At 41.1% G+C, this 12,847-nt stretch carries 15 protein-coding genes and 1 rRNA gene; 4 read left to right on the top strand and 12 right to left on the bottom strand.

The window, feature by feature from the left end; translation table 11 throughout:
- Positions 1-32: 32 nt before the first annotated feature.
- The 4 genes from BO225_RS04915 to mraZ form a co-directional block, all read right to left on the bottom strand.
- Positions 33-2,222, bottom strand: a complete 2,190-nt coding sequence (locus BO225_RS04915) for a penicillin-binding protein (protein ID WP_076341158.1) — start codon at positions 2,220-2,222, stop codon at positions 33-35.
- Positions 2,223-2,305: 83 nt separating this feature from the next.
- Entirely contained in the window at positions 2,306-2,596 is a 291-nt protein-coding gene (locus tag BO225_RS04910) for a hypothetical protein (RefSeq protein ID WP_076341157.1), read from the bottom strand.
- Positions 2,583-3,521: a 16S rRNA (cytosine(1402)-N(4))-methyltransferase RsmH gene (gene rsmH / locus BO225_RS04905; protein WP_076341156.1), complete on the bottom strand. Its 939-nt coding sequence runs from the start codon at positions 3,519-3,521 to the stop codon at positions 2,583-2,585. Before rsmH ends, BO225_RS04910 begins: the two co-directional genes overlap by 14 nt.
- A gap of 3 nt (positions 3,522-3,524) precedes the next feature.
- Positions 3,525-3,959 carry a division/cell wall cluster transcriptional repressor MraZ gene (gene mraZ, locus BO225_RS04900; protein ID WP_076341155.1) on the bottom strand — a complete coding sequence of 145 codons (435 nt, stop codon included), beginning with the start codon at positions 3,957-3,959 and terminating at the stop codon, positions 3,525-3,527.
- 154 nt (positions 3,960-4,113) lie between these two features.
- On the opposite strand from mraZ, the gene BO225_RS04895 reads away from it, so the two are divergent.
- Entirely contained in the window at positions 4,114-5,649 is a 1,536-nt protein-coding gene (locus tag BO225_RS04895) for an L-lactate permease (protein WP_233120290.1), read from the top strand.
- Between the two features lie 41 nt (positions 5,650-5,690).
- Here BO225_RS04895 and BO225_RS04890 read toward each other — a convergent pair whose 3' ends face one another.
- Positions 5,691-6,449: a copper homeostasis protein CutC gene (locus tag BO225_RS04890; protein WP_076341154.1), complete on the bottom strand. Its 759-nt coding sequence runs from the start codon at positions 6,447-6,449 to the stop codon at positions 5,691-5,693.
- A gap of 102 nt (positions 6,450-6,551) precedes the next feature.
- On the opposite strand from BO225_RS04890, the gene BO225_RS04885 reads away from it, so the two are divergent.
- Together BO225_RS04885 and BO225_RS04880 are read left to right on the top strand one after the other, a co-directional pair.
- Positions 6,552-7,103: a chromate transporter gene (locus BO225_RS04885; protein WP_076341153.1), complete on the top strand. Its 552-nt coding sequence runs from the start codon at positions 6,552-6,554 to the stop codon at positions 7,101-7,103.
- Positions 7,100-7,666 (top strand): chromate transporter, encoded by a 567-nt coding sequence (locus BO225_RS04880; RefSeq protein WP_076341152.1) that lies wholly within the window; start codon positions 7,100-7,102, stop codon positions 7,664-7,666. Before BO225_RS04885 ends, BO225_RS04880 begins: the two co-directional genes overlap by 4 nt.
- A gap of 31 nt (positions 7,667-7,697) precedes the next feature.
- Here the strand turns inward: BO225_RS04880 and BO225_RS04875 are convergent, their stop codons facing one another.
- Positions 7,698-7,979 carry a rhodanese-like domain-containing protein gene (locus BO225_RS04875; RefSeq protein ID WP_083632090.1) on the bottom strand — a complete coding sequence of 94 codons (282 nt, stop codon included), beginning with the start codon at positions 7,977-7,979 and terminating at the stop codon, positions 7,698-7,700.
- A gap of 12 nt (positions 7,980-7,991) precedes the next feature.
- Positions 7,992-8,414: a hypothetical protein gene (locus tag BO225_RS04870; protein ID WP_076341150.1), complete on the bottom strand. Its 423-nt coding sequence runs from the start codon at positions 8,412-8,414 to the stop codon at positions 7,992-7,994.
- 163 nt (positions 8,415-8,577) lie between these two features.
- Between BO225_RS04870 and BO225_RS04865 the strand changes: the two genes are divergently transcribed.
- Positions 8,578-8,919: a hypothetical protein gene (locus BO225_RS04865; RefSeq protein ID WP_076341149.1), complete on the top strand. Its 342-nt coding sequence runs from the start codon at positions 8,578-8,580 to the stop codon at positions 8,917-8,919.
- 39 nt (positions 8,920-8,958) lie between these two features.
- Here the strand turns inward: BO225_RS04865 and nadA are convergent, their stop codons facing one another.
- From nadA to rrf, 5 genes are all read right to left on the bottom strand, one after another.
- Positions 8,959-9,882, bottom strand: a complete 924-nt coding sequence (gene nadA / locus BO225_RS04860) for a quinolinate synthase NadA (protein WP_076341148.1) — start codon at positions 9,880-9,882, stop codon at positions 8,959-8,961.
- Positions 9,882-10,430 (bottom strand): transcription repressor NadR, encoded by a 549-nt coding sequence (locus BO225_RS04855; RefSeq protein ID WP_076341147.1) that lies wholly within the window; start codon positions 10,428-10,430, stop codon positions 9,882-9,884. Before BO225_RS04855 ends, nadA begins: the two co-directional genes overlap by 1 nt.
- Positions 10,427-11,287, bottom strand: a complete 861-nt coding sequence (gene nadC / locus BO225_RS04850; RefSeq protein WP_076341146.1) for a carboxylating nicotinate-nucleotide diphosphorylase — start codon at positions 11,285-11,287, stop codon at positions 10,427-10,429. Before nadC ends, BO225_RS04855 begins: the two co-directional genes overlap by 4 nt.
- Positions 11,262-12,566: an L-aspartate oxidase gene (locus BO225_RS04845; RefSeq protein ID WP_076341145.1), complete on the bottom strand. Its 1,305-nt coding sequence runs from the start codon at positions 12,564-12,566 to the stop codon at positions 11,262-11,264. The genes nadC and BO225_RS04845 overlap by 26 nt, the downstream gene beginning before the upstream one ends.
- A gap of 122 nt (positions 12,567-12,688) precedes the next feature.
- Positions 12,689-12,802: ribosomal RNA gene (gene rrf, locus BO225_RS04840) — 5S ribosomal RNA — on the bottom strand.
- Between the last annotated feature and the right edge of the window lie 45 nt (positions 12,803-12,847).

The following is a 12,847-nucleotide window of genomic DNA, read 5'->3' as shown; positions in this document are numbered from 1 at the left end:
TCAAAATTCAAACTATTATTGAGCCAATTTGCCTATTCTAAGACAACTTGGATATCGCTTGAAGTATTGATCGATTCTCCAGGCGGAATATTTTGCGTAGTCACTTTTCCATATCCGCTTGTCTGAATACCGATCCCACTCAATTGCCAAAAAGCCGTAATATCTTTTCGGGTCCAATTGGTCATATCCGGCATCGTTATGTTTTCACCATTCGTCTTCAAGAACACGCGATCATAAGAATACACGGTCGAGCCTTCTTTGGCAAATTGATCGACAATTGTATTTCCATCTCCGATCATGACGATATTTACATTTTTGCCCTCCATTTGCGAATTCACGTATTCGATCGAATGGTTGATCAATGAAGGCATCGTATAGGTAGACCAAGTTGGTTCTTCGCTCTGGTCGGAAGGCTGTGGATTAGCGCCAGAAACCGCATTGGCAATCAAAGCAGCCTGCATGATCGTTTGAGCGGGAGATGGCGAATAATCTAAATAGTTCGAAGACTGCATTCCCCAATACACCATGATCTTTGGGTCGTTGGCAGGAGCAGCAAGCATCGCTGAGGACGTATAATTCGTCTTGTCATAACCGCCCGTCTTTTCATTGTAGATTTCTCCCGTTCCTGTTTTTCCGATCATCTCGATGCCATCGACATTAAATTTATCACCGGTTGCTCCTGGAGCCATGACCCCACGCATCAATTCTCTTACTTTTGCCGCCGTTTCGGCCGAAATCGGTTCGCCAACAACTTCCGGTTCGAACTTTTTCACAACATGATCACTTTCGACATTATAGATCTCGTCCACCACATACGGACGCATCATTTTCCCATCGTTAAAGATCGCAGTATACGCTTGAATGAGCTGCAAGATCGTCAAAGAAGAAGCTTGTCCAAATCCAGTGGACAAATAATCCGAAGGGGACTCAATATTCTTCGTTCCTTTCGCTTCCGAAACAAAAGGAATATCTACATATTGATAAAAACCAAAACGATCCAAATAATCACTAAATTGATTGTAATTGACATAATTTGTCAATAACTCACAGATCGCGATATTGGACGAAAAAGCCAAACCTTGCTCGAATGTGATCACCCCAAAGTTTTCACCTAGCGCATCGTTGATTACAGGAAAACCCGTTTGCGTTCCATTTGCGACTCGGGCGATGTTTCCGTTCGCATCCAAACCATAAGTGAACGATCCAGCTGTGTACGATTGTCCTGCCGGATAGACGCCGCTGTCGATCGCTGTCGCATAAACAAAAGGCTTCATGACAGAACCAGGCTCGATCGCCATTTCCGTCATATTATTTAAAAAATTCGGAATTTCTGTAGGCTGATTTTGATTGAATGTCGGATAGCTTCCCCACGCCAAGATCTTTCCAGTCTCCACTTCGACCACGATCGCCCACGCATTGCTCGCGTTGTTGGCGGTTATCGTTTCTTGAAGCTGGGCTTCTACGACCGATTGAAGGTTCGAATCAATCGTCAAAATAACATCATCCCCATCGACGGCTTCTTCAAAGACTTGAAGCGTACCCGGAAGGACAGTTCCATCCACCATTTGTTGATATTGAATCGATCCGTCTTCGCCCGCTAAATACTCTTCAAGCATTTGTTCTAGGCCGAGTTTTCCTAAGATTTTTTGTTCATCTTCATCATAAGAGGCGTATCCAATCAAATTCGATGCAAATGGAGTCGTCGGATATTCTCTTTTAATATCATCAATAAAACCGATTCCAGGAATATTGGCTTTTCGGATCGTTTCCATAACTTCTTTATCGATTCGTTTTGTTCCTGATCCAAGTTCTGTTTGACTTAAATCATTTTTGATCGCGTTCTCCAAGATCTGCGCGACTTGCTTTTCATCAATATTGGGCAAATACTTTTTCAGTTCCTTCGCCGTCTTTTTTGGATCGGAGACATAGTCAGGGTCTCCATTTTCATCCACGATCGAATCATCCAAATAAGCGACAACTGTATACGCAGGAATCTGATGAGCGATCACATTATGATTTCGATCATAAATATTTCCGCGTTTTGCTTCGACACTCGTATTGACGATCGATGAACGGATCTTTGAATGCAAGACATCTTGTCCAGACCATATATGGTGTTTAGATATCATCGTATAGACAACGTTAGAAACGACGATCGCAGAGATGACTAACATGACCACAAGGATCGCACTCATTTTTTTATTCGTTTTATTTATATTCATAATTGTCCATTCTAAGCTGTTTTTATTATATTCATTCAAACGATGAATTCAAATGGTAAAAAAATAAAAACCGCGTAAAGCGGTTATTCGTCACTGTTTCCAATAATGAAGATGTTGTTTTGATTATCTTGGACTTCATTTTTGAGCATTCCAAGAACCTCTTTTTTATCCTGCATGTTTCGAATGGTGACCTGCAGTTCTTCTACTGCGTCTTGTTTTTGATTGTTCTTCGCCGCGATGCTTTGCTCCTCTTTCGAAAGCGTTATATTATAGGCGTTCACTACGACTTTGGAACCACAGTAGAACAGGAGAGAAAAAGCAAAAATGATTCTCGAAAGACGTTCTAATGCACTTTTTCGTTTAGTTTTTCTCATTCTCATTTCTCTCAACTCCCCTTAATTTTGCGCTGTGCGAGCGCGGATTATGTTCTAGTTCCTGAACAGAAGCCACGACCGGCTTACGATTTAATAAACGATATTCAATCTTTTCTATCCCTTGTTGAGGTATCCGCTTATCGACTTTTTTTGGTGTCGCGACCTCTTTAAAGGCATTTTTCACAATGCGATCTTCTAAAGAATGAAAGGTGATCACTACCATTCGCCCGCCAGGTTTCAAAAGCTCCAACCCCTCAATCAAAGCTTTTTTCAATTGGCTCAACTCTTGATTCACCTCGATCCGAATCGCTTGAAATACCTTTTTGGCCGGATGACCCTTCTTTTTCAATACCGAATTTGGAAGCGCTGATTTGATCGTATCGACAAGTTCAAAAGTCGTTTCGATCGGATGATCTTCCCGTCTTTTAATAATAGCCTTGGCGATCTTATACGCGAACGGTTCTTCGCCATACTCGCGAAACACTTTTGTAAGTTCTTCAAGCGAATAGGCGTTCACAACATCATGAGCTGACAATAGAGCGCTTTGATCCATCCGCATATCTAATTTCGCATCCTCTCGATAACTGAACCCTCGTGTGGCATCGTCAAATTGGGGCGAAGATACTCCAAGATCCATGACGATCCCATCGACTTGATCGACCCCATACGTATTTATACGTTCCTTGATCTGCTCAAAAGGAGCATGGATGCAGGTAAAATTCTTTCCGACCTTTTCTAGCCGTGGAGTGCTTTCTTCGATCGCTTTTTGATCCATATCAAAACAATATAAATGACCATGCGAGCAGCGCTTCAAGATTTTGGAACTATGCCCGCCACGCCCTAGCGTACAATCGACATAGATCCCATCCTCTTTGACATTGAGCATGTCTATCGTTTCTTTAAGCAATACACTGATATGTTCCATAAACTACATTTCCATAAAATCCGATAAGCTTTCTGCAATTTCTTCAAAGCTTCCATCTTCCTCTTCTTCCATGCTTTCCCATTTATCTTTAGCCCAAACCTCGATATGATTTGCCACACCGATGATCATACACTCTTTTTCAAGTCCAGCCAGTTTAACGAGATTGCCAGGAATCAAGATTCGACCTTGTCCATCTAGTTCACATTCAGAAGCTTTTGAAAGCATTAGACGCTGATATTTTCGAGCGTCCTTTTTTGTCGTGGGTAATGTGGATAATTTGGCATATACAACTTCCCATTGTTCCATCGTATAAACATACAAGCAGCCATCCAGTCCACGGTTGACTACGACGCGCTCGCCCAATTCATCACGGAATTTGGCAGGCATGATCAATCGCCCCTTACGATCGATGTTATGCGCGAACTCTCCCATGAACACGTGCCATCACCCCACTTTCTGACACTTTGTGCTACTTCGTACCACTATAATACATCAACCTACCGCTTTTAACAAACTATTTTGAAAAGAATTATCTGTGTGTGACGAAATGGATTCTGTTATAATAAATCGAGAAAATGAGAGGAGAAAACAAATGATAGGATTACTTTTCGTCCTAGGTTTATGCCCAATCTTGTGGTTGATCGTAGCCTTGACACTGCTAAAATGGCCGACTTGGAAGGCCGCGTGTGGTTCAATGATCGTCGCCTTCTTGCTCGCTTTATTTGTCTGGAAACTACCCGTCATGGAAACTAGCACAGCCGCTCTAGAAGGCTTTTTGATGGCTCTTTGGCCAATTGTCGTGGTGATCGTCGCAGCTGTTTTTACATATAATTTGACAGTTAGAACAGGTGCGATGGAATTGATCAAACAAATGATGACTTCTGTCACGAGCGACAAGCGACTTCTTGTTCTATTAGTCGCTTGGTGCTTTGGAGGATTCATGGAAGGTATGGCTGGCTTTGGGACAGCGATCGCGATTCCTGCCGGAATGCTTGTGGGATTAGGATTCCCGGCTTTATTCTCTTGCTTAGTTTGCTTGATTGCGAATGGCGTCCCTACTCCATTTGGAAGCATCGGGATCCCGACAGTGACTTTAGCCAATCTTGTCGGTTTAGAAAACACATATCTTTCTTTTACAGAGACGTTGCAGCTCGCTCCATTCATGATCTTGTGTCCGTTCTTGATCGTGATGGTGGCTGGCAAAGGAGTCAAAGCGCTTAAGGGAATTTGGCCGATCGTATTAATGTCAGGTGTCGCTTTTGTCCTTCCGCAAATCGCGATTGCTTATTTTGTAGGAGCTGAGCTCGCTGTTGTTGTAGGGTCGGTTTGCTCAATGGCGGTGACGATCCTCATGTCGCTCAAGAAAAAGCCGGATCCAGCCTATCAAATGGACATTCAAAAAGGCGCTTCTCTTACTCTAAAAAAAGCGCTCGTAGCTTGGTCCCCTTTTATTTGTATCTTTATATTATTATTGTCGACTAGCAAATTGCTTCCGCCCGTCAATTCATATCTTTCGCAATTTGCTTCGAACGTGATCGTCTACAGTGGAGAAAATCCAAACACATTGACATTCACTTGGATCAATACTGCTGGTGTTTGGATCTTCCTTTCCGCGATCATTGGCGGACTGATCCAAAAAGCGAACTGGAACGACTTTAAAACAGTATTTATCGCCACCCTTAAACAAATGACACCAACGATCTTGACAATGTGCTTCGTCCTTGCGTGCGCAAAGATCATGGCATATTCTGGAATGATTTCTTCGATTTCAGAATTCGCGATCTTAGTGACAGGCGCCTTCTATCCATTCATCGCTCCTTGGCTAGGTGCTCTTGGATGCTTTGTTACCGGATCTGGAACAAGCTCAGGTGTTCTGTTTGGAGCGGTGCAAATGAATGCAGCCGAAGCGCTTCACTTAAATCCATATTGGATCGTCGCTTTGAACTCGCTAGGTGTTGGAGCCGGTAAAATGCTTTCTCCTCAAAGCATCGCGATTGCTTTAAGCGCAGTCGATGGAAATGGTCAAGATTCTAAACTTCTATCCATGATCCTTCCTTATGGAGCCGCCTTCTTGATCATTATGTCCATACTCGCTTATGTTGGAACACTATTTTTTGGACAATTGTGAATCAAATGAAAAAGCACATCACCCTGATGTGCTTTTTATTGTTATAAATTGAGCATGCCGACCTTATCGATCAGCTGTTGAAGTTTGCGAGCGCTCACGATGTCATAATCCATCGAGTGTTCTTGAGGATACATGGAAAAATCGACACCACCTAACTTTGTGGTAGGATCAAAATGATACGAACGACACGATGAATGAATTTGATCACACTGCGTATAGTTCAAAAACGGTTCTACGTTTTTTGCGGTGATCCCGCAAGCAGGCAAGATCTCGATCTGATCATGAAATTGGTTCTGCAGTTTCCGGATCAATTCCATCCCTCTTATCGCAGTTTCGTCCATGCCTGAAGTCATGACTCGATCGACATGACAAGCGATCAAAGTTTGAATCGATTCATATGGATCGATTGAAACGTCAAAAGCCCGATGAAAAACAGCCTTCTTATTATAACTATGGATCAAATCGACCATTTTTTCAGTTTCAGCTTGATCAATTTCTCCATTGGCTTTTAAAAACCCAAACGCGATCCCATCCGCTCCAGCATCTAGCAATGCTTTTGCCTCATCAAACATGATTTCTTTTTCCATCACGTCATAACAAAATCCACATCCGCGCGGCCGCACCATACAGATCACCTCAAGATCTGTATATTTCTTGACTTTCCTAAGAGTTGCAGCAGTGCATGTTAAACCTCCTAGCGCAAGAGCGGAATTTAACTCCACTCTCTTGATTCCAGCTGCTGCAGCACTCAAGCAATCCGCAAATCCGCCTGCGCAAACTTCTATAACGATATGTTTCATAATCTTATAATACCCATCATTTACACTATTTACTAGCTCTTGAGCTGTTTTTACGAATTTTACATTTTATTTTCGTATAATATCTTGGAAAGGAAGAATACTATGAACATCTATTTGGATATGTTTATCACATTCGCTAAAATTGGCGCTTTTACATTTGGGGGCGGTTACGCGATGCTTCCCATGCTCCAAAGCGAGATTGTCGAAAAAAAGAAATGGGCGACAGATGATGAGCTTTTAGATTATTTTGCTGTTGGACAATGTACGCCAGGAGTGATCGCCGTTAATACCGCAAGCTTTATCGGCTATTATCAAAAAGGGATCTTAGGAACGATCGTCGCCACGAGTGGTGTCGTCTTTCCTAGCCTCGTGATCATCATACTGATCGCTTCTCTTTTATCAAATTTTGCTGAACTCGAAATCGTCCAGCATGCTTTATCCGGGATACGGATCGCCGTGTGTATCTTGATCATGCAAGCCGTAATCAAAATGATCAAGAGTGGCATCAAAGATACTTATGGTTGGATCATTTTCGCGATCGCACTTGTCTTTTCTTATTTTCAGTGGCTTCCTACGATCTTGATCGTCATTTTAGCGGCAGGAACTGGAATTTTGATCCAAGCGATCAAAACGAAGCGAGGTTTAAAATCATGAATCTTCAATTATTGTGGACATTGTTTATTGAGTTTTTTAAAACAGGTCTGTTTGCTTTAGGCGGAGGTCTTGCTACGATTCCATTTCTTTATGAAATGATGGAAAAATACCATTGGTTCAATGCTGACGATCTGATGAATATGATCGCGGTCTCAGAATCCACCCCAGGTCCAATGGGAATCAATATGGCAACCTATGTTGGCTTTCATACAACAGGAAATAATATCCTTGGTGGATTGATCACTACGTTCGGCTTGATCCTTCCTAGCGTGATCGTGATTTGTATCGTAGCCAAATTTTTGCAGAAATTCAAAACATCACATTGGGTTCAGGATGCATTTTATGGTTTGCGCCCAGCAGTCACAGCGATGATCGCGACTGCTGGTTTAGGGGTTTTTGTTTCTACGATTTTTCCAGAAGGTATTATTTCTGTTGGATCGATTTCATGGATCCATCTTATATTGTTTGTGATCTTGAGCGGAATATCGTTTTATTTTAAAAAGATTCATCCCATTGTCATGATCTTGTCTTGCGCGCTTTTAGGAATTCTTTTTGCCCTATAAAAAAGATATGAATGCACTCATTCATATCTTTTTAATTTTCGATTTCTTTGACCCAGTCATCGATCCCGCCAATATTTTCTACATGAAAGCCTCTTTCATTCAAGATCCTTGAAGCGAGCTCTGATCGTCGTCCGCTATGACAATAAGCAAAATACTCTTTTTCTGGATCTAGCTGTACTTTCGATGTCGTGTTGAGTGGAATATTGATTGCTCCAGGGATATGGCCATGTCTATATTCTTCTGGAGTACGTACATCCAGCAAAGAAATATCGCGTATTTTCGCTTCTTCAACTGAGCGATTGATATCCATCATATCCTTCTTTCTTTATAACGTCATGTTTTGTTTTTCAAACAGTTCATATGCCTCTTCAAGAGAAATATGCAGTTTTGAAAGTTGATCAATATCAACATTCGCCCCGTGATCATCTTCTCCTGGAAGCTGGTAATCTGTGAAAATCAAGTCATCTGCATTCACACCATAAAAAACGGTACATTTGGCTTCTGGTCCGATTTGATTCATATCGTTTTGAAGATCCTCTAAAATAGATTCACTTGGATAATCGATGGTTGGATAAAAATTCAACTGACCTAAAACGACATCCCAAATATGTTGGTTGGCTTCATTTTCGTCGCTTAGGCGTTTTAGATCTTCCATACCAATGCCTGTTTGAGAAGAGAGATCTTCTAAACTCATTCCATTTCTATGTAATTCATCGATCAACCATTCTTTTGTTTTATAGTGTGCCATACTGACGCCTCCTTAACGGATACACAATAGCAAAAACTTTGTTGAGCTTCTATTTATTTGCTTGTCATAACAAAAATTCTCGATATAAGCGCACACAAATTCCGTTGTTTTTCTAGTCTATTTTTATTAAAATAGATATATAAATAGAAAGAAGGTATAGATTATGGTAGTGGTACTCTCAACTCCTTTAGTAGCCATGCTGAAAAAGACCGCATTAGAAATCCCTGGTGTATATGAAATCAAAACAAATCGCCAAAATTGTTTTTTGTATTGCGACAATGACAAAACGTCAGAAGAAAATGTCGCTATGATCAAAAACTATATCAAAGAGAAAAAAGGGACCGGATTCGTCTATAAAGTTTACGGGATTTTCAATGGAAAAGTGGATCTGACGGCCGACAGCAAGACGCCAGAAGAAAAGATGAAAGATTCATATTTTACTTCTGGTAAAAAAGATATTACAGACGAAGAAATCGAAGCGTTCAAAAAGAAAAACAATCTATAAAATAAAAATGGTTCAGCTGCAGTTGAACCATTTTATATTCTATTTTTCTTGAAGCCGGATCATTTCATCCAAACAGGATTTTGCTCTATTTAAAGTAAAAGGATCCAGTTCGATCTTTTCGCCACTTATTCCCTTTAAACAAAGATAAATATCCATAAGAGTTGTTGCTTTCATATCTGGACACACTAAATTTGTAGATACTGGATAGAATATTTTATTCATACAGTCAAACTGAAGATGCTCTACGATGCTGTTTTCTGTTCCGATCAAGAACTCTTGATGCGTGCTTTCTTTCGCAAATTTCATGATTTCCGTAGTAGACCCCACAAAATCTGCAAGCTCTACCACTTCTCTCTGACATTCTGGATGGACCAACAGAAGCGCTTTTGGATGGGCTTGTTTAGCTTTCAAAACATCTTCTTTTGTGATCGCCACATGATGAGGACATCCTCCTTGAACGAATTTAAATTGTTTTTCTGGTAGTTTTTTGGCAATGTAGCTTCCTAGATTTGGATCTGGAATAAATAGGATCTTATCGTTTTCAATATTCTTGCATACTGTATAAGCGCAAGAAGAAGTGACACAAACATCCGTTTCTGTTTTTAGTTCCGCACTCGTGTTGATATAAGCGACTATTGTATATTCTGGATATTCTTCCTTGAGCTTGATCAAAGAATAACGATTAAGCTGTTCGGCCATTGGGCAGCCAGCGCTTGGATTTGGTAAATACACCGTTTTATCCGGACATAAGATCTTGCAGGTTTCTGCCATGAACCGTACCCCGCACATCATCATATTTGGATTCTCTTCTTTTTTAGCCAATAAAGCTAAACCATACGAATCTCCAACATGGTCAGCGATCTCCAATATTTCTTGGCTTTGATACGCGTGAACGAGAATCGTCGTTTTTGTTTCTTTTTTTAATCTTCTAATTTCTTCTTGGATCTCTTGAACGCTTGCCATTATTCTATCCCACTTTCTTCTTTTTCCCACGGACTTAAAGGAGCCAATACACCAAGCGCTTTCAGCCTTTCCTCAATGAGCAGGAGGCGATCATCATTATCCGCCTCCACGAGATGATAATGATAGCCGCTTGTCACTTCCCCTAAATACTTGGACTTGCTTCCTTCAAACGCTTTCATAAAATCAAGCACATCTTGCCTTGAACGCAAATCAAGATCAACACTGATTCTGCCATAAATACGATGGGAAATACTGACGTTTTTTATTTTTCCGCCACAATCCACGATCGTAAACAACTCTTCTTGAGTCATGGAAGCATCGTGACATACTTTAAATTCTTTTTTTGGAGAATTCTCTTGTTCTTTGATCATTACATATCCCCGCGAGGTGGAAGCGATTCCCGGGGTATAGGCGCGGATCACGGTTAGATCTTGTACGATCGCTTGTCTGGATACGTTGAATTTTGCCGCGAGCGCTTTCGCGGGAATCGCTTCTTCGGCTTGCTTCAAGATCGAAATGATCGCTTCCCGTCTTTCACTTGTTTTCATACTTCTCCAATCGGTTTTAAATTCTTTAGCGAAAGATCAAGAATACCGGCATTATAGATGATCGAACCGCTAGAAATATAATCGACATTCAGATCTTTGAGTCGTTCAATATTTTCTTTCGAAATATTTCCGGAGCATTCGGTTTCAGCTCGCCCATCGATCCATTCGATCGCTTTTTTCATCGTCTCATGATCCATATTATCAAGCATGATAATATCCGCTTTGGCTTCGAGCGCTTCTTTGACTTGTTCTAGACTTTCGCACTCGATTTCTATTTTTCGGACAAATGGAGCATATTCGCGAGCCATTTGGATCGCTTCTTTAACGGAACCAGCCGCGTTAATATGATTGTCTTTCAATAAAATTCCATCGGAGAGATTGTAGCGATGATTATATCCACCCCCGATTTTGACTGCATATTTTTCAAAGAGTCTGTTGTTTGGGGTCGTTTTACGAGTATCCAGCAATTTGATGCCCGTTCCTTCTAGAAGCGAAACAACATGATGCGTCATCGTAGCGATCCCGCTCATTCTTTGCAAATAGTTCAAAGCAGTTCTCTCCCCTGTTAAGATCGTGCTGATCTTTCCAGTCACTTTTCCCAAAAGCATTCCTTCTTCAACGGGTTGTCCCTCTTCACAAAAAAAGATCACATCGCTCGAGTCATCGAGCAATTGAAACACACGTTTGAAAGTATCAATCCCGCAAATGATTCCTTTTTGTTTACAGATCAGATCCGCTTCTCCATATTCCCTATCTTTATGGATCGCGTTTGTCGTTATATCTTCGTTGGATATATCTTCTCTCAATGCCATCAAAATATAAGGATCGGCATTAAGCTTCAATGTTGTTTCGTTCATGGATCAACTTCCACCTTTCTATTTCGCTCCATAATTCATCTTGATAGTCTTGCATCAATTTTGAAGTGTCTTGATACATCTCCTTCATTGTAAAAGGAAGGAGTGCTTTGGGTTCGTATTGAGAAAACGTGATATCCTCAGCTGCTTTTTTCGCAAACACAAGAGATTCTAGCAATGAATTACTGGCTAAACGATTTCTTCCATGTACGTTCGAACAACTCGTTTCTCCACATGCATATAAATCTTTCATGCTTGTTTTGCCTGATAGATCGATCTTGATTCCTCCCATAAAGTAGTGCTGAGCTGGAACGACTGGAATTGGTTCATGAAATACATCGTATCCTTCTTCTTGACAGCGGGAACAAATATGAGGAAAATGCGTCTTTAATGCTGTTTCTCCGATCGGTGTAAGATCTAAGAATACATGATCGCTGTGATCGATTCGCATTTGCTCGTTGATCTTATCTGTCAATAGATCGCGAGGAAGCAACTCATTGACAAACCGTTTTCCATGGATATTTAAAAGGCGAGCACCTTCGCCTCGCAAAGATTCTGAGAGGAGAAAACGTCTTCCTTTCTTCGTAGAATAAAGAGTCGTAGGATGGATCTGGATATAATCGATATTCTCTAATTCAACATGATGATGTAAACAAATACTTAAAGCATCTCCTTGCAAGCTTTCATAATTCGTGCTGTTTTTAAAAATGCCACCTATGCCTCCGCAAGCCAAAACAATAGAATTGGCAAAAAGAGGAAAGATCGTTTGATCTTTTTGGACAACGATCCCGTATGCTCGGTTGTCCTTTTCTAGAAGATCGATCATCATGCAATATGGATAGATGCGGATATTCTTTCTTTTTTTTGCTTCAAGTAAAAGTCTTGACGTAATTTCTTTTCCAGTTTCATCTTCGTGATACAGGATCCTTGGCTTGGAATGGGCACCTTCTTTTGTAAAGCAAAGGCGACCATCTTGATCTTTTTCAAAATCAACGCCATGCTTGATCAAATCGTTAATGATCGTATTGCTGTAGCGGATCATCAAATCTACACTTTTTGGATCGTTTTCATAGTGCCCGGCTCTTAGCGTATCATTAAAATATTCTTGATAATCGTCTTCGCCTCGAAGCATGCTGATCCCGCCTTGGGCAAGATAAGAATCACTATGTTCAATATCTTCTTTGCATATCATACAAACATTTTGATTTTCGGGCAGATTCAGCGCGCAATATAGTCCCGCTGCCCCGCATCCTACGATCAATACATCCCAATTTTCTTTCATTGAGCTCACCTCACAGTTGACACTAATTATAACAGGGAATTGTTCTATGTCAATCTTGTGTCATGACAGTTTGTTCGATAATAAAAAAGACCAGAAAGCATACACTTTCTGGTCTATTCTAGAACCGGCAGCGTCCTATTCTTGCAGGCGCTAGGCCAACTACCTTCGGCGATGGAGTGCTTGACTTCTGTGTTCGGGACGGGAACAGGTATTTCCACTTCTCTGTCACCACCGGATCTTCTTCTCGATCGATCCCTCAAAACCGGAAAAATCTTTCAGAC

This window comes from Dubosiella newyorkensis (assembly GCF_001945605.1).
In the GTDB taxonomy this organism is placed as follows: domain Bacteria; phylum Bacillota_I; class Bacilli_A; order Erysipelotrichales; family Erysipelotrichaceae; genus Dubosiella; species Dubosiella newyorkensis.
Note: the sequence above shows the minus strand (reverse complement) of the source record. Positions and strands in the feature narration are given on the sequence as shown.